The organism is Citrobacter sp. C348, assembly GCF_047467975.1.
Lineage (GTDB): Bacteria > Pseudomonadota > Gammaproteobacteria > Enterobacterales > Enterobacteriaceae > Citrobacter > Citrobacter gillenii.
Window position 1 is genome coordinate 368,602 of record NZ_JASJUJ010000002.1, and the last position, 19,268, is coordinate 387,869.

Annotated in this window: 21 protein-coding genes and 1 tRNA gene; 16 read left to right on the plus strand and 6 right to left on the minus strand. The window is 53.2% G+C overall.

The genetic code is table 11. From position 1 onward, the window contains the following. The first annotated feature begins 3 nt into the window (after positions 1-3). From QNN86_RS05765 to QNN86_RS05785, 5 genes are all read left to right on the plus strand, one after another. On the plus strand, positions 4-123 hold the full coding sequence (locus tag QNN86_RS05765) for a GpE family phage tail protein (RefSeq protein ID WP_071842818.1): 120 nt from the start codon (positions 4-6) through the stop codon (positions 121-123). Beyond that, entirely contained in the window at positions 116-2,911 is a 2,796-nt protein-coding gene (locus QNN86_RS05770; protein ID WP_414210763.1) for a phage tail tape measure protein, read from the plus strand. Before QNN86_RS05765 ends, QNN86_RS05770 begins: the two co-directional genes overlap by 8 nt. Next, positions 2,908-3,393 carry a phage tail protein gene (locus tag QNN86_RS05775; RefSeq protein WP_040234055.1) on the plus strand — a complete coding sequence of 162 codons (486 nt, stop codon included), beginning with the start codon at positions 2,908-2,910 and terminating at the stop codon, positions 3,391-3,393. Before QNN86_RS05770 ends, QNN86_RS05775 begins: the two co-directional genes overlap by 4 nt. Then, positions 3,390-4,487 carry a phage late control D family protein gene (locus QNN86_RS05780; RefSeq protein ID WP_414210764.1) on the plus strand — a complete coding sequence of 366 codons (1,098 nt, stop codon included), beginning with the start codon at positions 3,390-3,392 and terminating at the stop codon, positions 4,485-4,487. Before QNN86_RS05775 ends, QNN86_RS05780 begins: the two co-directional genes overlap by 4 nt. Positions 4,488-4,554: 67 nt before the next feature. Beyond that, on the plus strand, positions 4,555-4,770 hold the full coding sequence (locus QNN86_RS05785; protein WP_414210765.1) for an ogr/Delta-like zinc finger family protein: 216 nt from the start codon (positions 4,555-4,557) through the stop codon (positions 4,768-4,770). Positions 4,771-4,853: 83 nt separating this feature from the next. On the opposite strand, the gene QNN86_RS05790 is transcribed toward QNN86_RS05785, so the two are convergent. After that, a complete protein-coding gene (locus QNN86_RS05790) occupies positions 4,854-5,216 on the minus strand; it encodes a hypothetical protein (RefSeq protein ID WP_414210766.1) in 363 nt (120 codons plus the stop codon). A gap of 441 nt (positions 5,217-5,657) precedes the next feature. Next, positions 5,658-7,343: an aspartate:alanine antiporter gene (locus QNN86_RS05795; RefSeq protein ID WP_096757714.1), complete on the minus strand. Its 1,686-nt coding sequence runs from the start codon at positions 7,341-7,343 to the stop codon at positions 5,658-5,660. 267 nt (positions 7,344-7,610) lie between these two features. Here QNN86_RS05795 and QNN86_RS05800 point away from each other — a divergent pair, with 267 nt between their 5' ends. Then, complete coding sequence (locus QNN86_RS05800) at positions 7,611-7,991, plus strand: inner membrane protein YbjM (protein ID WP_096759440.1); 381 nt, start codon at positions 7,611-7,613, stop codon at positions 7,989-7,991. 34 nt (positions 7,992-8,025) lie between these two features. On the opposite strand, the gene QNN86_RS05805 is transcribed toward QNN86_RS05800, so the two are convergent. Then, positions 8,026-8,289: a GrxA family glutaredoxin gene (locus QNN86_RS05805; protein ID WP_096757713.1), complete on the minus strand. Its 264-nt coding sequence runs from the start codon at positions 8,287-8,289 to the stop codon at positions 8,026-8,028. Between the two features lie 172 nt (positions 8,290-8,461). Here QNN86_RS05805 and QNN86_RS05810 point away from each other — a divergent pair, with 172 nt between their 5' ends. From QNN86_RS05810 to rlmC, 10 genes are all read left to right on the plus strand, one after another. Beyond that, on the plus strand, positions 8,462-8,752 hold the full coding sequence (locus tag QNN86_RS05810) for a DUF1418 family protein (RefSeq protein WP_096757712.1): 291 nt from the start codon (positions 8,462-8,464) through the stop codon (positions 8,750-8,752). After that, positions 8,736-9,458, plus strand: coding sequence for a nitroreductase NfsA (gene nfsA / locus QNN86_RS05815; RefSeq protein WP_115258961.1), 723 nt, complete (start codon positions 8,736-8,738; stop codon positions 9,456-9,458). The genes QNN86_RS05810 and nfsA overlap by 17 nt, the downstream gene beginning before the upstream one ends. 59 nt (positions 9,459-9,517) lie before the next feature. After that, a complete protein-coding gene (gene rimK / locus QNN86_RS05820; protein ID WP_096757710.1) occupies positions 9,518-10,420 on the plus strand; it encodes a 30S ribosomal protein S6--L-glutamate ligase in 903 nt (300 codons plus the stop codon). Between the two features lie 90 nt (positions 10,421-10,510). Beyond that, positions 10,511-10,987, plus strand: coding sequence for a YbjN domain-containing protein (locus QNN86_RS05825; RefSeq protein WP_096757709.1), 477 nt, complete (start codon positions 10,511-10,513; stop codon positions 10,985-10,987). A 431-nt stretch (positions 10,988-11,418) separates the two neighbouring features. After that, the gene (gene potF / locus QNN86_RS05830; protein ID WP_096757708.1) at positions 11,419-12,531 is read left to right on the plus strand and encodes a spermidine/putrescine ABC transporter substrate-binding protein PotF; all 1,113 of its coding nucleotides are present in this window, start codon (positions 11,419-11,421) and stop codon (positions 12,529-12,531) included. Between the two features lie 137 nt (positions 12,532-12,668). Then, complete coding sequence (gene potG, locus QNN86_RS05835) at positions 12,669-13,802, plus strand: putrescine ABC transporter ATP-binding subunit PotG (protein WP_135912335.1); 1,134 nt, start codon at positions 12,669-12,671, stop codon at positions 13,800-13,802. A gap of 9 nt (positions 13,803-13,811) precedes the next feature. Then, a complete protein-coding gene (potH, locus tag QNN86_RS05840) occupies positions 13,812-14,765 on the plus strand; it encodes a putrescine ABC transporter permease PotH (RefSeq protein ID WP_096757706.1) in 954 nt (317 codons plus the stop codon). Beyond that, positions 14,762-15,607 carry a putrescine ABC transporter permease PotI gene (gene potI / locus QNN86_RS05845; RefSeq protein WP_137362362.1) on the plus strand — a complete coding sequence of 282 codons (846 nt, stop codon included), beginning with the start codon at positions 14,762-14,764 and terminating at the stop codon, positions 15,605-15,607. Before potH ends, potI begins: the two co-directional genes overlap by 4 nt. A gap of 36 nt (positions 15,608-15,643) precedes the next feature. Further along, complete coding sequence (locus QNN86_RS05850; protein ID WP_181618999.1) at positions 15,644-16,153, plus strand: YbjO family protein; 510 nt, start codon at positions 15,644-15,646, stop codon at positions 16,151-16,153. A gap of 40 nt (positions 16,154-16,193) precedes the next feature. Then, positions 16,194-17,321 (plus strand): 23S rRNA (uracil(747)-C(5))-methyltransferase RlmC, encoded by a 1,128-nt coding sequence (gene rlmC, locus QNN86_RS05855; protein ID WP_414210767.1) that lies wholly within the window; start codon positions 16,194-16,196, stop codon positions 17,319-17,321. A gap of 139 nt (positions 17,322-17,460) precedes the next feature. Here the strand turns inward: rlmC and QNN86_RS05860 are convergent. The 3 genes from QNN86_RS05860 to QNN86_RS05870 form a co-directional block, all read right to left on the minus strand. Next, positions 17,461-17,548: transfer RNA gene (locus QNN86_RS05860), tRNA-Ser, on the minus strand. A gap of 148 nt (positions 17,549-17,696) precedes the next feature. Further along, on the minus strand, positions 17,697-18,374 hold the full coding sequence (locus QNN86_RS05865) for an isochorismatase family protein (protein ID WP_137362364.1): 678 nt from the start codon (positions 18,372-18,374) through the stop codon (positions 17,697-17,699). Positions 18,375-18,390: 16 nt separating this feature from the next. Next, positions 18,391-19,251 (minus strand): pirin family protein, encoded by an 861-nt coding sequence (locus tag QNN86_RS05870; RefSeq protein ID WP_414210768.1) that lies wholly within the window; start codon positions 19,249-19,251, stop codon positions 18,391-18,393. Positions 19,252-19,268: the final 17 nt, after the last annotated feature.

The following is a 19,268-nucleotide window of genomic DNA, read 5'->3' on the forward strand; positions in this document are numbered from 1 at the left end:
TTGGTGGCAGATATTGCCACCATTTTTCACTGGCCGCCCTCTGTCACTGACGTTATGCCGCTGACCGAAGTGCTGGAATGGCGGTATAAAGCGATTCAGAGAAGCGGGGCCAGCGATGAGTGACAATAACCTGCGTCTGCAGGTGATTCTGAATGCGGTTGACAAGCTCACCCGTCCATTTCGATCCGCGCAGGCCAGCTCAAAAGAGCTGGCTGCCGCTATTCAGCAAAGCCGTGCCCGGCTGAAAGAGTTAGATTCTCAGGCGGGCAGAATTGATGGCTTCCGTAAGGCCAGCGCGCAGCTGGCAGTCACAGGTAACAGCCTTAAAGCCGCCCGCGAAGAAGCGGCAAAACTCGCCATGCAGTTTACTGCGACCAACCGCCCGACGGCTGCACAGGTTAGGCTGCTTGAGCAGGCTAAAAATCGCGTCACCGATTTACAGGGAAAATATAACGGGCTGCGTCAGTCAGTGCAGCGTCAGCGCCTTGCGCTGAATGAGGCAGGGCTTGATACAAAGAAACTGAGCAGCGCACAGCGTGAGTTACGGCAGAACGCCGATGAAACCCGACTGGCACTGGAGCGACAGCAAAAATCCCTGAAACGCCTGGGTGAACAGCAGGCGAGAATGAATGCGGTTCGTGATCAGTATTCGCGCCGTCTGGAGGTTCGGGATCGCATTGCCGGAGCCGGGGCCACCACCACGGCAGCGGGGCTGGCAATGGGTGCGCCGGTTATGGCTGCAGTGAAAAGCTACGCCAGCATGGAAGATGCCATGAAAGGCGTGGCAAAGCAGGTAAACGGGCTGCGGGACGATAACGGCAACCGTACAAAACAGTTTTATGACATGCAGGATGCCATCAAAGCTGCCAGTGAGCAGCTGCCGATGGAGAACGGCGCGATTGACTACGCGGCACTGGTTGAGGGGGGCGCCCGCATGGGCGTGACCAATCAGGATGATCCCTTTGAGGACCAGAAGCGCGATTTACTGGCCTTTGCCTCAACTGCAGCGAAAGCAGCAACCGCTTTTGAACTGCCTGCAGATGAGCTGGCGGAGGGGTTAGGGAAAATTGCGCAGCTGTATAAAGTACCGACGCGCAATATTGAGCAGCTGGGCGATGCGCTGAACTACCTGGACGATAATGCCATGTCAAAGGGCGGGGATATTATCAACGTCCTGCAGCGCATGGGCGGCGTGGCTGACCGCCTCGACTTCCGCAAAGCGGCGGCGCTGGGTTCAACCTTCCTTTCTCTGGGCGCGGCACCTGAAATTGCCGCCAGTGCTTCAAATGCCATGGTGCGTGAACTTTCCATTGCCACCATGCAAAGCAAACGCTTTTTTGAAGGTATGGACCTGCTGAAACTCAATCCAGAAGAGATTGAAAAGCAGATGACCACGGATGCCATGGGCACTATTCAGCGCGTACTGGAGAAGGTCAACAAGCTGCCGCAGGATAAGCGCCTGTCTGCAATGACGATGATTTTTGGCAAAGAGTTTGGCGATGATGCCGCAAAACTGGCAAACAACCTGCCGGAGCTGCAGCGCCAGCTGAAACTCACTGCAGGCAGCGATGCTAATGGCTCCATGCAGAAAGAATCCGACATCAACAAGGATTCATTGTCTGCGCAGTGGTTGCTGGTTAAGACGGGCGCGCAGAACGCTTTCAGTAGCCTGGGGGAAACGCTGCGCCAGCCGCTGATGGATATCATGAGCATGGTTAAAGGCGTGACCGGGGCGCTTCGGCGCTGGGTTGAGCAGAATCCCGTGCTGGCTGGCACGCTGATGAAAGTGGCAGCGGCGACGGCGGCGATCACAGTCGGGCTGGGTACGCTGGCGGTGGCGGTGGCTGCTGTGCTGGGGCCGATTGCGGTGATCCGGTTCGCGCTGTCGATGCTGTCGGTTAAGGTTTTACCTTCCACCGCAGCTGCAGCGACACGCACGGGCGGGGTGCTGCGTTTACTGGCTTCTGGTCCGCTGGCGTTACTCCGTGTGGCGCTGTTCACCGTGGGGAGTTTGCTTGGGGCGTTGCTGAGTCCGATCGGTCTTGTTGTAGCTGCGCTGGCTGGGGGGGCACTGGTGGTCTGGAAATACTGGCAACCTATCAGCGCCTTTCTGGGCGGAGTAGTAGAGGGGTTCAAAGCGGCGGCAGCGCCTATCCTGTCAGCTTTTTCCCCGTTAATGCCCATTTTTCAATGGGTAGGGGATAAGGTCCGGGAGTTGTGGGGCTGGTTTACTAATTTGCTGACGCCGGTCAAATCGACGGCGGCAGAGCTGCAGAGTGCGGCATCAATGGTGCGTTTGTTCGGTGAAATGCTGGCGGAAGGGCTGAACATGGCGCTGCATCCGCTGGAGTCTCTGAAATCAGGCGTGGTCTGGTTGCTGGAAAAGCTGGGCCTGGTCAATAAGGAGGCCGCCAGCGCCAGGTTGCCAAATCAGACGCCAGCCACGGTAAGCGGTAACGGCAGTGTGATGTTACCGCCCGGCGGGTTCCCGGCTTACGCGGGGATGTATGATACCGGCGGAAACATCCCTCGCGGGCAGTTTGGCATTGTGGGGGAGAACGGGCCGGAGATTGTAAACGGCCCGGTAAACGTAACCAGCAGGCGACGCACAGCGGCGCTGGCCTCGGTGGTTGCAGGAATGATGGGGGCCGCTGTGGCGCCGGTCGATGCTCCACCGCTACATCCGTTTAGCCTGCCGGTAAAATCTGGCGCAACGATGATGGGCCAGGCCGCCAGCGCGCAGCCGGTTTTCCATGTGGACGCGCCGACGCAGATCATTATCCAGGCACAGCCAGGACAGAATGCGCAGGATATTGCGCGAGAGGTGGCGCGCCAACTCGATGAGCGGGACCGCCGGATCAGGGCGAAGGCCCGGAGTAACTACAGCGATCAGGGGGGCTATGACTCATGATGATGGTGCTGGGATTATTTGTTTTCGAGCTGCGCACGGTCCCTTATCAGGAGCTGCAGTATCAGCGCAGCTGGCGCCATGCGACAAACAGCCGCGTAAACCGCCGCGCCACCACGCAATTTCTGGGGCCGGATAATGACACGCTGACGCTATCCGGGGTGCTGTTGCCAGAAATTACCGGCGGCAGGCTGTCCATGCTGGCGCTGGAACAGATGGCGGAGCTGGGCAAGGCGTGGCCCCTGATCGAGGGCAGTGGCACGATTTATGGCATGTACGTGATTGAGGGGCTGAACCAGACGAAAGCAGAGTTTTTCCGTGATGGGATGCCGCGCCGGATTGAGTTTTCATTGTCGCTGAAAAGGGTGGATGAATCACTGTCTGAAATGTTTGGCAGCCTGAGCGATCAACTAGGCATCCTGCAGGATTCGGCAACGTCAGCGATTGGCAGTATCAGCGGAACAGTGGGAGGGCTGCTGTCATGAATTTAGATTCAGCGCTGCTGAATACCGGCAGAAAAACGCCTGCATTCAGCGTCACGATTGAGGGGAAGGATATTACAACGGTGCTGGATAAGCGCCTTATGAGCCTGACCCTGACCGATAACCGGGGATTTGAGGCTGACCAGCTTGATCTGGAGCTGGACGACGCGGACGGCCTGATTGTGCTGCCGCGCCGTGGGGCGGTGATAACGGTAGCACTGGGCTGGAAAGGGCAGCCATTGTTTCCAAAGGGCGGCTATACCGTTGATGAGATTGAGCACAGCGGCGCGCCTGACCGTCTGACCATCCGTGCCCGCAGCGCTGACTTCCGGGAAACCCTGAATACCCGGCGTGAAAAGTCATGGCACCAGACAACCGTGGGGGAAGTCGTTAAGGAGATAGCCGGGCGCCACAACCTGAAAATGGCGCTGGGTAAAGACCTGACCGACAAAGCGATCGATCACATCGACCAGACAAACGAGAGCGACGCCAGTTTTCTGATGCGGCTGGCGCGGCAGTATGGCGCCATTGCATCTGTGAAGGATGGCAATCTGCTTTTTCTCCGGCAGGGCCAGGGCAAAACTGCCAGTGGTAAAGCGCTGCCGGTTATCACGATTACCCGTAAAGATGGCGATGGCCACCGCTTCACCCTGGCTGATCGTGGCGCCTATACCGGCGTTATTGCCAGCTGGCTGCATACGCGGGAACCGGTAAAAAAAGAAGCGGTAAAGGTAAAGCGGAAGCGGAAAACTACAACGACAAAAACGGCGGAGGAGAAACAGGGAGATTACCTCGTCGGTACGGATGAAAACGTGCTGGTTCTTAATCGTACCTACGCCAACCGGAGCAATGCAGAGCGCGCAGCAAAAATGCAGTGGGAACGTCTGCAGCGTGGGGTTGCTTCATTTTCCCTGCAGCTCGCTGAGGGACGGGCTGATCTCTATACGGAAATGCCGGTGAAGGTGACGGGGTTTAAGCAGCCGATCGATGATGCAGAATGGACCATTACCACCCTGACGCATTCTGTCAGCCCGGATAATGGATTTACGACCAGCATGGAGCTTGAAGTAAAGATTGATGAGTTCGCAATGGAATGATTAGTTCCAAATTGCGAACAATAATGTATCATTATTGCGAACTGGTTAATAATGAGGGCTGATTATTATGATGAATTGTCCTATGTGCGGGCAGGCTGCGCATACACGCAGTAGCTTTCAGGTTTCCAGTGAGACCAAAGAACGATACAACCAGTGCACCAATATTGAGTGCGGGCATACGTTCGTAACGCATGAGACTTTTGTTCGGTCAGTGTGCCGCCCGCAAAAAATCAGCGCAGCACCACCTCATCCAAAGGGAGGGCAGGAACAATTTTCATACTAAAAATGCTGTGACATCGACCTTATGCCTAGCCCAAATTGGTAGGCTAGGTCATAAAAACTTCAATATGTATAGACCGTAATTAGTCAATCTTCAGAACTTTTAACAACTATTCCTTCTTCACGCATCTTAGCAATGAAAGGAATTCCATCATCAATAAGGTGGCTTCCATCATCCATCTTTTGTCCGTACTCATCTGCAGCGTAAATCGCTTCGCCTATCTCTTCACGATGAAACTGTAAGCATGCTCTTCCTATCCCTAATCCTTTGCATTTGGCGAGGTCAAGATTAGTGATGTAGTAATAATCCCGTGAATATCTATCCATTTCAACCAAGGTTAAACTAATGCTGCCCATCCTTTCTCCATCTAACCGTACTTCAATGCACTCATCATCAAGATTGATCTGATAGGTTTGCCCATCAGCGGCCATAAAATTTTTTGTTGTCATAACATCTTCCAGATAAAAACGTTTAAAAGCGTACTTATGCTATCCAATAAAAATTATCATGAGTAACAGCCTATTGACACTGCTAGAACTGGTACTTGCCTTTAAGATGAGTCGGTAAATGAGGGGATCTCAACCGATTGGTCAAAGGTGGTGAGCAATCTTAGGGATGTAGAGGGGCTGTCTTACTTCGGATAGATAGAAATACCTAAATTTTTGCCGCCATTTTGTCGCCATCTGGCTTTAAGGTGCTTCGTAAGCAACTGATTAGAAAAGGCATGAATTTCAGGCAACAAAAAACCCATCAACCTTGAACCAAAACGGCGGGGTTGATGGGCTCCACAAATTGGGGACATCAAAGAAAAGCAGTGGCAATAGTTATGACTGACACCTTGAAGAAAAGTTCTGCTTATCTGCAAAAAAATTTCATAAATGGGTAAATTTTTAACCGAGGCCAGGCCAGACGATGACGATCAGTGTCCCCGCCAGCGTCAGTAAGACGTTGGCAATAGCATAGGTGCCTGCATAACCTAAAGCAGGGATGTTGCTGCGCGCGGTGTCGCTGATGATTTCCATCGCCGGTGCACAGGTTCGTGCGCCCATCATGGCGCCAAACAGCAGGGCGCGGTTCATGCGCAATACGTAAGCGCCGAACAGGAAACAGATAACCACCGGCACCAGGCTGACAATCAGGCCCGCTATTAGCATTTGTCCGCCGACTGCGCCGAGGCCGTTGCCAATACCGCTGCCTGCGCTTAAGCCGACGCCCGCCATAAAGACCATCAGGCCAAACTCTTTCACCATGTTCAGCGCACCCTGTGGGATGTAGCCAAACGTCGGGTGGTTGGCGCGCAGGAAGCCAAGCATAATACCGGCAAACAGCAGGCCAGCTGCGTTTCCGATGCCAAAGCTGAAATTACTGAACTGGAAGGTGATCATCCCAATCATCAGGCCGATGATAAAGAAAGCGCAGAAGGCCAGCAGGTCGGTGACCTGGCTGTGAATTGAAATAAAGCCGATACGGTCTGCAATGGTCTTTACGCGGCGGGCATCGCCGCTGACCTGCAACACATCACCTTTATTGAGCACGACGTTGTCATCAATCGGCATTTCAATCTGGCTACGGATCACGCGGTTAAGGAAGCAGCCGTGATCGGTCAGTTTTAACTGCGCCAGACGACGACCGACGGCATTGTGGTTTTTCACCACAATCTCTTCGGTGACGATGCGCATATCGAGCAGGTCGCGATCGAACACCTCTTTGCCGTTACGGAAGCTGGGGTCGAGGCGGGCATGTGCATCCGGGTAGCCCACTAAGGCAATTTCATCGCCCATCTGCAGTACTGCGTCGCCGTCCGGGTTAGCCAGAATGCCGTTGCGACGGATACGCTCGATATAACAACCGGTCTGGCGATAGATACCCAGCTCACGCAGATTTTTACCATCAGCCCAGGCAACCAGTTCCGGACCGACACGATAGGCGCGGATCACAGGCAGATAGACCTTACGGTTGGCGTCGGTGTCGAGGCCACGTTCACGGGCGATTTGTTGGGCGCTGGTTTGCAAATCCTGATGCTGCAGTTTTGGCAGGTAGCGTGCGCCGACAATCAGGCTGACCAGTCCGATCAGATAAGTCAGTGCGTAACCGAGGCTCAGGTTATCAAGAGCCGTTGACAGCTGTGTTCCTGTCATCCCTGAATGGCGCAATGTGTCACCCGCGCCGACCAGCACCGGCGTGGAGGTCATTGACCCCGCCAGCATGCCGGCAGTCAGGCCGATGTCCCAGCCAAATAGCCTACCCAGTCCCAGGGCGATCAGCATTGCGCTGCCGACCATGACCAGAGCAAGCATTAGGTAATTTTTCCCATCGCGAAAAAAAATCGAAAAAAAGTTGGGACCAGCTTCGACGCCGACGCAAAAAATAAACAGCATAAAGCCGAGATTTAAAGCATCAGTGTTAATACTAAAGTGCTGCTGGCCTAATAATAGGGAGACTACTAAAACGCCAATGGAATTACCGAGTTGGACTGTACCCAGGCGTAATTTCCCCAGACACAGTCCCAGCGCCAGGACCACAAATAATAACAGGATGTAATTCCCATTTAACAAATCTGCGACGTTTATATTCACGGAGGCTAACTTCTTGTTTACTAGTAAGCTATTGAAAGAAATGGCAATTTACGCTAATGTTTTTGCCAGAAATTAAGGGGCGACAGCATCGTACACAGCCCCGAATAAAGCAGCATGACAATATATGCGGCTAGTTTAATCTCATTACGTTTCAACGGCTATAAGAATCGTGTGAGTGTGTTTTTGGCATGGAATGCCGAACGACTTTATCTGACTGGACGCCTTTGGGCGAAAAGAGTGTTCGATAGAGAGTGTCAGGAGGAACGATTGAAACATAGACAAGGTTGGGCGGGTGCGATCTGCTGCTTTGTGCTTTTTATTGTGGTGTGTCTTTCATTGACGCTGAACGTGAAAGGAGCATTTAAGGCGGCTGGGCATCCTGAGGTTGGGTTGTTGTTTTTTATATTGCCAGGAGCAGCGGCCAGCTTTTTTTCCCATCGTCGTGAGGTGCTTAGACCTCTTCTCGGTGCAATGCTGGCGGCACCGTGTTGTTTGTTATTGATGCGATTTGTGTTTATGCCTACGCGTTCGCTGTGGCAAGAGCTGGCATGGTTGTTTAGTGCGGTGTTTTGGTGCGCGCTTGGCGCATTGTGTTTTCTGTTTATCAGCAGCCTGTTTAATCAGCATCAGCAGCGGAAAAAACACTGATTACGCCCTCCAGTGGAGGGCGTAGAGACGGCAATCAGGCGAACAGATTCACATTCTCTTTTGCCCATGCTTCGAAATCCGTGCAGCCGCCGATGTGTTTCTGATCGACAAAAATCTGCGGTACGGTCTCTACCGGCTTACCAACCGTCTTTTCCAGATCGGCTTTTGAGATCCCTTCGGCATGAATATCAATGTAGCGGAAGTTAAAATCTTCATGCTCATTGCTTAATTTTTCTGCCAATTCTTTTGCGCGCACGCAATACGGGCACCCTGGGCGACCAAAAATAACAGCAAACATCTCACTCTCCTCGAACTTATCAGGCCAGATGGCGAATGACTGTATGATGCCGCGATTTATGTCGGATGGAAAGTAGGTTCGGCCTGTTGCTTTGATACATCTACGCTATATCTGTTAAACATGAGAACTCGGAACGTTTTATACTACGAGCCACTTCGCCGGGAGGCCACGTATGCGCACTGTGGGTGTGTTACCTAAAAGCATATTGATTCTGGAAACGATCGGTATGGTGTCGTTAGCGCTGGCGCTATTGTCGCTTAACGATTACCTCACCTTACCCGCGCCGCTTAACAGTCCATTGGCCTGTGTGGTGATGATTTTTCTGGGGGTTTTGTTGATGCTTCCCGCCGCTGTGTTTTTAATGTGGCGCATTGCGCAACTGTTGGCGCCGCAGCTGATGTCGCGAACATCCAGCGTATCTTCCCGTTCAGCCAGAGAAAAAAGAGATGACTCCAACCATTGATTTACTTCGCAGCCACCGTTCTATTCGCCATTTCACCGAGGCGTCGATTTCGGATGCGCAGCGCGAGGCGATTATAGCTGCCGCGCAAGGCACCTCGAGCTCCAGTTTTTTACAGTGCAGCACGATTATTCGGGTGACGGATAAGGCCCTGCGAGAGTCGCTGGTGACGCTGTCGGGTGGGCAGCCGCACGTGGCGAAGGCTGCCGAATTCTGGGTGTTCTGCGCCGATTTTAACCGTCATTTACAGATTTGCCCTGACGCACAGCTGGGACTGGCAGAACAACTGCTGCTTGGCGTGGTTGATACGGCGATGATGGCGCAAAATGCGCTGACGGCTGCAGAGTCGCTGGGGCTTGGCGGTGTATATATTGGCGGACTGCGCAACAATATTGCGTCGGTAACTGAGTTACTGAAACTGCCGCAGCATGTTCTGCCGCTGTTTGGTCTGTGTCTCGGTTGGCCTGCAGATAATCCCGATATCAAGCCACGGCTGCCTGCGGCCATTGTGGTGCATGAAAATCAATACCAGCCGCTCGATAAGGACGCCCTGGCTCACTATGATGAACAGCTTGCGCAGTATTATCTGACCCGTGGCAGCAACACGCGTCGTGATACCTGGAGCGATCATATTCGCCGCACCATCATCAAAGAAAATCGCCCCTTTATTCTGGAATATTTGCACAAACAGGGATGGGCTACGCGCTAAAGATTTTAACCCGGTGTATGATACGCCGGCTTTCAGCAGGTCTTTCAGAGAGGTGCAGGGTGAAAATTGCCATTTTGTCCCGGGACGGAACGCTCTATTCTTGTAAGCGCCTGCGTGAAGCGGCGATGCAGCGCGGTCACCTGGTTGAAATTATCGATCCCCTTTCCTGTTATATGAACATTAGTCCGGCGGCGTCTTCGATTCATTACAAGGGCCGCCAGCTCCCTCATTTTGATGCGGTCATCCCACGAATCGGCTCGGCGATTACCTTTTACGGTACGGCGGCGTTGCGCCAGTTCGAGATGTTAGGGAGTTATCCATTGAATGAGTCGGTGGCGATCACCCGTGCGCGCGATAAGCTGCGCTCATTGCAACTGCTGGCACGTCAGGGAATCGATCTCCCGATTACCGGAATCGCGCACTCACCGGACGATACCAGCGACATGATTGATATGGTCGGCGGCGCACCGTTGGTGGTGAAACTGGTAGAAGGCACGCAGGGTATCGGTGTGGTGCTGGCCGAAACGCGTCAGGCCGCGGAGAGCGTCGTGGATGCATTTCGAGGGCTGAACGCACATATCCTGGTGCAGGAATATATTAAAGAGGCCAAAGGGCGGGATATTCGCTGTTTTGTCGTAGGGGACGAGGTGGTGGCCGCGATTGAGCGTCGGGCTAAAGAGGGCGATTTTCGTTCTAATCTCCATCGCGGTGGCGTGGCCAGTATTGCCAATATTACGACGCGTGAAAGGGACATCGCGATAAAAGCCGCCCGAACCATGGGCCTGGATGTGGCTGGCGTTGATATTTTGCGCGCAGACCGCGGGCCGCTGGTCATGGAAGTTAACGCTTCTCCGGGGCTTGAAGGCGTGGAGAAAACCACGGGGGTTGATATTGCCGGACGGATGATCCAGTGGATCGAACGTCATGCAACTCCGGAATTTTGTCTTAAAATCGGCGGCTGAACGCAATATCGATGGCGATCGTGGTATGACGCGGTCTTTTTGCGTAAGCTGTGCCGGTAATTTTTTCATCGAAAGAGGTCGCACATTATTATGACATCACTGGTCGTTCCCACTCTGGATACGTTGCGTCAATGGCTCGACGACCTGGGCATGAGTTTTTTTGAATGCGATACCTGTCAGGCGCTGCATTTACCTCATATGCAAAACTTTGACGGCATCTTTGATGCGAAAATTGATTTGGTGGATAACGTCATTCTGTTCTCTGCGATGGCGGAAGTCAGGCCATCGGCGTTGCTGCCGTTGGCCGCCGATCTGTCATCCATTAATGCCAGTTCGCTGACGGTGAAAGCCTTTCTGGACATGCAGGATGATAATCTGCCAAAGCTGGTGGTTTGCCAGTCTTTATACGTTGTGCCGGGCGTCACGTTTGAGCAGTTCGAATGTTTTGTTCGCCAGAGCGAAGAGCAGATATCCATGGTGATCCTTGAGGCCGGGGCGCATCAACTGTTATTTAACGCTGAAGAAGATGTGCAAAACAGCGGTACTGAGACCCATTTCCTCCATTAATATTTCCTGAGCAATGATGCCAAAAGCGCAGCCGCTGCCAGAGCGGTTGCGTATTACCCTATTTTTATTCTGCATTTAACCTTTTATTAAAGAATTATTCACCTAACTTCCACGCCTTCTGCCTTATGTCATAGATAAATCCTGCATAAAAAATTGATAAAAGACGTTTTTTTAACTGGGCTATATCCTCGAATCCTGGCTAAAGTTATTCTGGCGAGGCTTATAAACGTCATCCTTCAATGAACCCTTTATGGGCTGCATGCGACCGCAATGCATGTTGAATGATTCCGCGATTATCAGCGAGCCATAGCGGCACAGGGGAAGCCTCTTTTCTTATTTGTGCTGAATGAAAGAATATGCACGTTTCTTGCATATCATAGAGTGTGAATTTTTTGTTCGTTTGTTAACGAACTTTCAGAAGGAAAGAGATTATGACCGCCTTAAATAAAAAATGGTTATCAGGCCTGGTTGCGGGTGCTCTGATATCCCTCTCTGCCGGCACGCTCGCTGCTGAACAAAAAACGCTGCATATTTATAACTGGTCTGATTATATCGCCCCCGACACGGTGGCTAATTTTGAAAAAGAGACCGGCATTAAAGTGGTTTATGATGTGTTCGACTCCAATGAAGTACTGGAAGGTAAGCTCATGGCGGGTAGCACTGGCTTTGACCTTGTCGTTCCTTCCGCCAGCTTCCTTGAGCGTCAGCTTACTGCGGGTGTTTTCCAACCGCTGGATAAAAGTAAACTGCCAGACTGGAAAAACCTCGATCCCGAATTGCTGAAGCTGGTGGCGAAACACGATCCAGACAACAAGTTTGCGATGCCGTATATGTGGGCAACCACCGGTATTGGCTACAACGTGGATAAAGTGAAGGCGGTGCTGGGCGCGGATGCGCCGGTCGACAGTTGGGATCTGATCCTGAAGCCGGAAAATTTGGAAAAACTCAAAAGCTGCGGCGTCTCGTTCCTTGATGCCCCCGAAGAAGTGTTTGCCACCGTGCTGAATTACTTGGGTAAAGACCCCAACAGTACCAAAGCGGACGATTACACCGGACCGGCAACCGATCTGCTGTTGAAGCTGCGTCCGAATATTCGTTATTTCCACTCTTCTCAATACATTAACGATCTGGCAAACGGTGATAGCTGCGTGGCAATTGGTTGGGCAGGGGACGTATGGCAGGCCGCTAATCGCGCGAAAGAAGCGAAAAATGGCGTCAATATTTCCTTCTCAATTCCAAAAGAAGGGGCGATGGCGTTCTTCGATGTTTTCGCCATGCCTGCGGATGCTAAAAATAAAGACGAAGCGTATCAGTTCCTCAACTATCTGCTGCGCCCGGATGTGATTGCCCATATTTCCGACCACGTGTTCTACGCCAACGCGAACAAAGAGGCGACGGCGTTGGTCAGCCCTGAAGTTCGTGACAATCCGGGGATTTACCCGCCGGCCGATGTGCGAGCCAAGTTGTTCACTCTGAAAGTACAGGATCCGAAGATCGATCGTGTCCGTACCCGTGCCTGGACCAAGGTGAAAAGCGGGAAATAACCCGCGTCAGGGAGATGACCCGGCGGCGCGTAAGTCCGCCGGGACACCCGAACCCTGAACACTCATAACCCGGCAATACGCACCATGCTGGTGCGTTATTTGCACTGTTTCTTTGTTTTATGCCGGAGAGCACTCACGTGAATGATGCGACCCCCCGCCCACAGGCGAAAACCCGTAAAGCGCTAACCCCGCTGCTTGAAATTCGTAATCTGACCAAGTCTTTCGATGGCCAGCACGCCGTCGATGACGTCAACCTGACTATCTACAAAGGCGAAATATTTGCCCTGCTAGGGGCCTCCGGCTGCGGCAAATCAACCCTGCTGCGCATGCTGGCGGGCTTTGAACTGCCGACCACCGGGCAAATTATGCTCGATGGTGTCGATTTAGCACACGTCCCGCCGTATCTGCGCCCGATTAATATGATGTTTCAGTCCTACGCGCTGTTCCCACATATGACGGTGGAGCAGAACATTGCCTTTGGCCTGAAGCAGGACAAGTTGCCGAAAGCTGAAATTACCAGCCGCGTCAACGAGATGCTGGGCCTGGTGCATATGCAGGAATTTGCCAAACGCAAACCGCATCAGCTTTCCGGCGGTCAGCGACAGCGTGTGGCGCTGGCGCGCAGCCTGGCAAAACGTCCTAAACTGCTGCTGCTGGACGAACCGATGGGGGCGCTGGATAAAAAGCTCCGTGACCGCATGCAGCTGGAAGTGGTCGATATCCTCGAACGTGTGGGTGCGACCTGTGTGATGGTAACGCACGATCAGGAAGAAGCCATGACGATGGCGGGGCGTATTGCGATCATGAATCGCGGCAAGTTCGTGCAAATCGGCGAACCTGAAGAGATTTACGAGCACCCGACCACCCGCTATAGCGCGGAATTTATTGGCTCGGTAAACGTGTTCGAGGGGCTACTGAAAGCGCGTCAGGAAGACGGCCTGATCATTGACTCTCCGGGGCTGGTCCATCCGCTGAAAGTCGATGCTGATGCCTCCATCGTTGATAACGTCCCGGTGTACGTCGCGCTGCGTCCGGAAAAAATTATGCTCTGTGAGACTCCACCGGCGGATGGCTATAACTTTGCGGTGGGGGAAGTGGTTCACATTGCCTATCTCGGTGATTTGTCGGTGTACCACGTACGTTTAAAAAGCGGCCAGATGTTGAGTGCTCAGCTACAAAACGAACATCGCTACCGTAAGGGGCTACCGACCTGGGGCGATGAGGTGCGTTTGTGTTGGGATGCGGACAGTTGCGTAGTGTTGACGGTTTAAGGAGTGAAAATGCGGACACTTGAACCTCCGGCGCGCGTGGACAACGCGAGCCGTTTCACGCTGTTTATGTCGCGGATGCAGATGAGGCATGGGCGCAAGGTGGTGATTGCGCTGCCGTATATCTGGCTGATTCTGCTGTTTTTGCTGCCATTTTTAATCGTTTTTAAGATCTCTTTTTCTGAGATGGCGCGGGCGATACCCCCGTATTCTGACCTCATCTCATGGGCAGACGACCAGCTCTCCATCACGCTCAATGTTGGCAACTTCCTGCAACTGACGGCTGACCCGCTGTATGTTGATGCTTACCTGCAGTCGTTGCAGGTGGCGGGGATTTCGACGATCTGCTGTTTGCTACTGGGATATCCACTGGCATGGGCTGTGGCACACAGCAAACCGTCAACGCGGAATATTCTGCTGTTGCTGGTGATCCTGCCTTCCTGGACCTCGTTTTTGATTCGCGTATATGCCTGGATGGGGATCCTGAAAAATAACGGGATCCTGAATAATTTTCTGATGTGGCTGGGGGTTATCGATCAGCCGCTGACGATCCTGCACACCAATCTGGCGGTCTATATCGGGATTGTTTATGCATATTTGCCGTTTATGGTACTGCCGATCTACACCGCGTTGACACGTATCGACTATTCGCTGGTGGAAGCGGCGCTGGATCTTGGGGCCCGACCGCTGAAAACGTTCTTTAGCGTGATCGTGCCGTTGACCAAAGGCGGGATCATCGCAGGCTCAATGCTGGTGTTTATCCCGGCGGTCGGGGAGTTTGTGATCCCTGAACTGCTGGGCGGGCCGGACAGCATTATGATTGGCCGTGTGTTGTGGCAGGAGTTTTTCAATAACCGTGACTGGCCGGTGGCGTCGGCTGTGGCCATTATTATGCTGCTGTTATTGATTGTGCCGATCATGTGGTTCCATAAATATCAGCAAAAAAGTGTGGGGGAACACGGATGAATAATTTACCCGTCGTTCGCTCACCGTGGCGTATTTTTATCCTGGTCGTCGGGTTCACTTTCCTGTACGCGCCGATGCTGATGCTGGTTATCTATTCGTTTAACAGCTCCAAACTGGTGACGGTCTGGGCAGGGTGGTCAACGCGCTGGTACGGTGAATTGCTCCACGATACTGCAATGATAAGCGCTGTCGGGATGAGTTTGACCATTGCTGCCTGTGCGGCGACGATGGCGTCGATCCTCGGCACAATTGCTGCGGTGGTGCTGGTGCGCTTTGGTCGTTTCCGGGGTTCGAATGGTTTTGCCTTTATGATAACCGCGCCGCTGGTTATGCCGGATGTCATCACTGGCCTGTCGCTGTTGTTGCTGTTTGTCGCGATGGCGCATGCCATTGGCTGGCCGGCAGATCGCGGGATGTTAACCATCTGGCTGGCGCACGTCACTTTCTGTACGGCGTATGTGGCGGTTGTTATCTCCTCGCGTTTGCGCGAACTGGATCACTCCATCGAAGAAGCGGCGATGGATCTTGGCGCCACGCCGCTGAAGGTCTTTTTTGTCATCACGCTGCCGATGATAATGCCGGCGGTGATTTCCGGCTGGCTGTTGGCTTTCACCCTGTCGCTTGACGATCTGGTGATCGCCAGCTTTGTTTCCGGTCCTGGGGCGACGACGTTGCCGATGCTGGTGTTCTCCAGCGTACGTATGGGGGTTAATCCGGAAATTAACGCGCTGGCGACGCTGATTCTTGGCGTGGTAGGAATTATCGGATTTATCGCGTGGTACCTGATGGCCCGGACAGAAAAGCAGCGGTTGCGCGATATCCAGCGTGCAAGACGCGGCTGAAAAAACTAAAATCTGCCAACCTCTACTCGGTGCAGCATGTGGCGCTGCACCGTTTTCACGGAAGACGACGCGTTGGGATTTTTTAAGAAATCATCCGCATCACATGCTCGCTTAAACGTTCCTGCTTTAGTGCAGGTGGCGGCGCTCGCTATTATTATGATCCGCGGCCTCGATCTGTTGATGATTTTCAATACGTTGGGTGTGAGCGGGACAATGGCATTTATCCAGCGTAGCGTGCAGACCTGGAATTTAACGCTGGTGTTTTTAAGCAGCCTGGTGCTGGTGTTTATCGAAATCTACTGTGCCTTTTCATTGGTAAAAGGGCGTAACTGGGCGCGCTGGATTTATCTGTTTACCCAGGTGGTGGCCTCCGGTTATTTGTGGGCGGCATCGTTGGGTTACGGTTATCCCGAGCTGTTCAGTATTGCGGGTGAATCGAAGCGTGAAATTTTTCGCACTCTGGTGATGCAGAAATTACCGGATATGCTGGTGCTGTTGTTGCTGTTTGTTCCGGCATCCAGTCGACGGTTCTTCCGTCTGCAATAATGTGTATAATCTTCGCCCCAGTTAATTTGAAGGTTTTCTTATGCAGTGCGCTCTTTATGACGCCGATCGCTGTCGTTCCTGTCAGTGGATAACACAGCCCGTTGGCGATCAACTCCGTGCAAAAATGGCCGATCTCCAGACTCTGCTTGCCGACTCTTCGGTTGGGGAGTGGTGCGCGCCCGTCGTTGGCCCGGAGAGCGCTTTTCGTAATAAAGCCAAAATGGTAGTGAGCGGTAGCGTGGAAAAACCGCTGTTGGGCATGCTGCATCGTGACGGTACACCTGAAGATTTGTGCGACTGCCCGCTTTATCCTGCCTCATTTGCGCCGGTATTTGCTGCGCTAAAACCCTTTATCGCCCGCGCCGGGCTGACACCTTACAACGTGGCGCGTAAGCGGGGCGAACTGAAATATGTGCTGTTAACGGAAAGCCAGTTTGACGGCGGTATGATGCTGCGTTTTGTCTTACGCTCTGAGGCCAAGCTGAGCCAACTGCGCGCGGCGTTGCCGTGGCTGCAGGCGCAGTTACCGCAGTTAAAGGTGATAACGGTCAATATCCAACCAGTGCATATGGCGATTATGGAAGGGGAGACAGAAATCTTCCTGACGGAGCAGCAGGCGCTGGCTGAACGTTTTAATGATGTACCGCTGTGGATCCGCCCGCAGAGTTTCTTTCAAACCAACCCGGTAGTGGCTGAGCGTTTGTATGGCACGGCTCGCGATTGGGTGCGTCAGCTTTCGGTCAACCATATGTGGGATCTGTTTTGCGGTGTTGGCGGTTTTGGCCTGCATTGCGCTACGCCGCAGATGAAACTGACGGGTATCGAGATCGCACCAGAGGCGATCGCCTGTGCGAAACAATCTGCGCAGACGTTGGGGTTACAGAATCTGCACTTTCAAGCGCTCGATTCGACCCAATTCGCGACGGCACAGGAAGACGTTCCGGATCTGGTGCTGGTGAACCCGCCGCGTCGGGGCATTGGTAAACCCCTGTGTGATTATCTTTCCCGTATGGCACCGCCATTTATCATCTACTCCAGCTGTAATGCACAAAGCATGGCGAAGGATATTCGCGAGCTGCCAGGGTATCACATAGAACGGGTCCAACTTTTCGATATGTTCCCGCATACCGCGCACTATGAAGTGTTAACGCTGCTCAGCCGACAATAACTGCCATGCCTGATGGCACTTTGCTTATCAGGCCTACGGGGTGCTGCCTGGTAGGCCGGATAAGATATTTGCACCGCATCCGGCAAATACAACAGACGAAAAAAAAGCCCGTACTTACGTACGAGCTCTTTCTCTAATGTGGCGGTGAGAGAGGGGTTCGAACCCTCGATACGTTGCCGTATACACACTTTCCAGGCGTGCTCCTTCAGCCACTCGGACACCTCACCGTATTGTATTGCTGCCTGACCGCTTGGGGGGCAACGGGGCGCTACTATAGGGAGTTGCGCTAAAACGGTCAAGCAGAATTTACGTCTTCACTCTCGTTTGGTTACGCAATAGACATATTCTGCGCCCGGACAGGCGCAGAGAATATGTTTAGCGCTGAGAGTCCAGTTTTTCACCGCTGGTGACAACTTCCTGAGCCTTGCTGTAGCTTTCGATCAGCAACTGATAGGCCGGGAAGATTTTGGTGTACACTTCCGCCCATTCAGCGGCATCTTCCCGGTTCCAGGTCCGCTGTATTTCAGACGCAACGGCTGCGGTATCCATTGGCACCACGCCTGCCTGTACTACTCGCGCCAACGTGATTTCCTGCGCCATCTTGCTGTAAGTACCGGAAGCATCAATGACGGCAAACACTTTATACCCTTCCGCTACCGCGCTGATGGCCGGGAAAGCCATACAGACGCTGGTAATGGTACCGGCGATAATCAGCGTTTTACGACCCGTTGCTTTGACGGCTTTAACAAAGTCTTCGTTATCCCAGGCGTTGATCTCGCCTTTGCGCGCCACGTACTGAGCATGGGGCGCATTGGCGTGGATTTCCGGAATCAACGGGCCGTTGGGTCCCTGTGGAACGGAGGCGGTGGTGATCACCGGCATCTTCGCCAGGGTGGCTATTTTTGCCAGCGCAGCGGCACGGGCACGCAGTTCGGGCATTGGCATATCACCGACGGTCTGAAAAAGACCGCTCTGGTGATCGATAAGCAGCATCACGGCATCATCTACGTCGATAACCGGGCGTGAACCATTAAAATTTGCAGGACTGGACATCGTATTCTCCTTCGCTTTAGATTTGGCCAAAACGGCCGGAGTTGAAATCGCGTACGGCTTCGGCGATCTCTTGTTTTGTGTTCATCACAAACGGACCGTAACCGACAATGGGTTCATTTAACGGTTCGCCTGACAGCAGCAGCACGCTGGCGTCGCTACTGGCCTCGATATGTAGGGTTTTACCCTGCTGGCTTAATACCACCAGCTGCGCCTCACCCGCGGAGGTGGCACCGTTGATGGTGATCGTGCCTTTCAGCACCACCAGCGCAGTGCTCCATCCTTCCGGTTGGGACAGCGTGACCGGGCGATTGCTTTGCAGACGCATGTCCCACACGTTTAACGGCGAGAAGGTATGCGCGGGACCTTTCGTGTCCTGATAGTTGCCTGCAATCACGCGCACGGTACCTGCGTCATCTGGCAGATCGACGGTGGGAATAACGTCGCTGCTGATGCCCTGATAACCCGGCACGGTCATTTTGTCTTTGGCTGGCAGGTTGACCCACAGCTGGACCATTTCGAGTTCGCCGCCTTTACGGGTAAATTCCGGCGAATGAAATTCTTCGTGTAAAATCCCGGCCCCTGCTGTCATCCACTGCACATCGCCTGGACCGATAATGCCGCCGCGCCCGGTTGAGTCGCGATGCTCAACTTCACCGCTGTAAACAATGGTCACCGTTTCAAAACCACGGTGCGGGTGCTCGCCGACGCCGCGCTTTTCATTACCCGGTGTAAAGGTATGCGGACCCGCGTAATCCAGCAGCAGGAACGGACTGAGCTGCTCAGCATGAGACTGGTAAGAGAACATCGAGCGAACTGGAAATCCATCGCCAACCCAGTGTGGGCGAGGTGCGGTATAGACGCCTGTTACGTGTTTCATATGTATCTCCTCAGTGA

Coding starts and splice junctions, on each gene's coding strand:
- QNN86_RS05770 (WP_414210763.1), top strand. CDS start 116: ATGAGTGACAATAACCTGCGTCTGCAGGTGATTCTGAATGCGGTTGAC.
- QNN86_RS05775 (WP_040234055.1), top strand. CDS start 2,908: ATGATGATGGTGCTGGGATTATTTGTTTTCGAGCTGCGCACGGTCCCT.
- QNN86_RS05780 (WP_414210764.1), top strand. CDS start 3,390: ATGAATTTAGATTCAGCGCTGCTGAATACCGGCAGAAAAACGCCTGCA.
- QNN86_RS05785 (WP_414210765.1), top strand. CDS start 4,555: ATGATGAATTGTCCTATGTGCGGGCAGGCTGCGCATACACGCAGTAGC.
- QNN86_RS05790 (WP_414210766.1), bottom strand. CDS start 5,216: ATGACAACAAAAAATTTTATGGCCGCTGATGGGCAAACCTATCAGATC.
- QNN86_RS05805 (WP_096757713.1), bottom strand. CDS start 8,289: ATGTTTGCTGTTATTTTTGGTCGCCCAGGGTGCCCGTATTGCGTGCGC.
- QNN86_RS05810 (WP_096757712.1), top strand. CDS start 8,462: ATGCGCACTGTGGGTGTGTTACCTAAAAGCATATTGATTCTGGAAACG.
- nfsA (WP_115258961.1), top strand. CDS start 8,736: ATGACTCCAACCATTGATTTACTTCGCAGCCACCGTTCTATTCGCCAT.
- QNN86_RS05825 (WP_096757709.1), top strand. CDS start 10,511: ATGACATCACTGGTCGTTCCCACTCTGGATACGTTGCGTCAATGGCTC.
- potF (WP_096757708.1), top strand. CDS start 11,419: ATGACCGCCTTAAATAAAAAATGGTTATCAGGCCTGGTTGCGGGTGCT.
- potH (WP_096757706.1), top strand. CDS start 13,812: ATGCGGACACTTGAACCTCCGGCGCGCGTGGACAACGCGAGCCGTTTC.
- potI (WP_137362362.1), top strand. CDS start 14,762: ATGAATAATTTACCCGTCGTTCGCTCACCGTGGCGTATTTTTATCCTG.
- QNN86_RS05850 (WP_181618999.1), top strand. CDS start 15,644: ATGTGGCGCTGCACCGTTTTCACGGAAGACGACGCGTTGGGATTTTTT.
- rlmC (WP_414210767.1), top strand. CDS start 16,194: ATGCAGTGCGCTCTTTATGACGCCGATCGCTGTCGTTCCTGTCAGTGG.
- QNN86_RS05865 (WP_137362364.1), bottom strand. CDS start 18,374: ATGTCCAGTCCTGCAAATTTTAATGGTTCACGCCCGGTTATCGACGTA.
- QNN86_RS05870 (WP_414210768.1), bottom strand. CDS start 19,251: ATGAAACACGTAACAGGCGTCTATACCGCACCTCGCCCACACTGGGTT.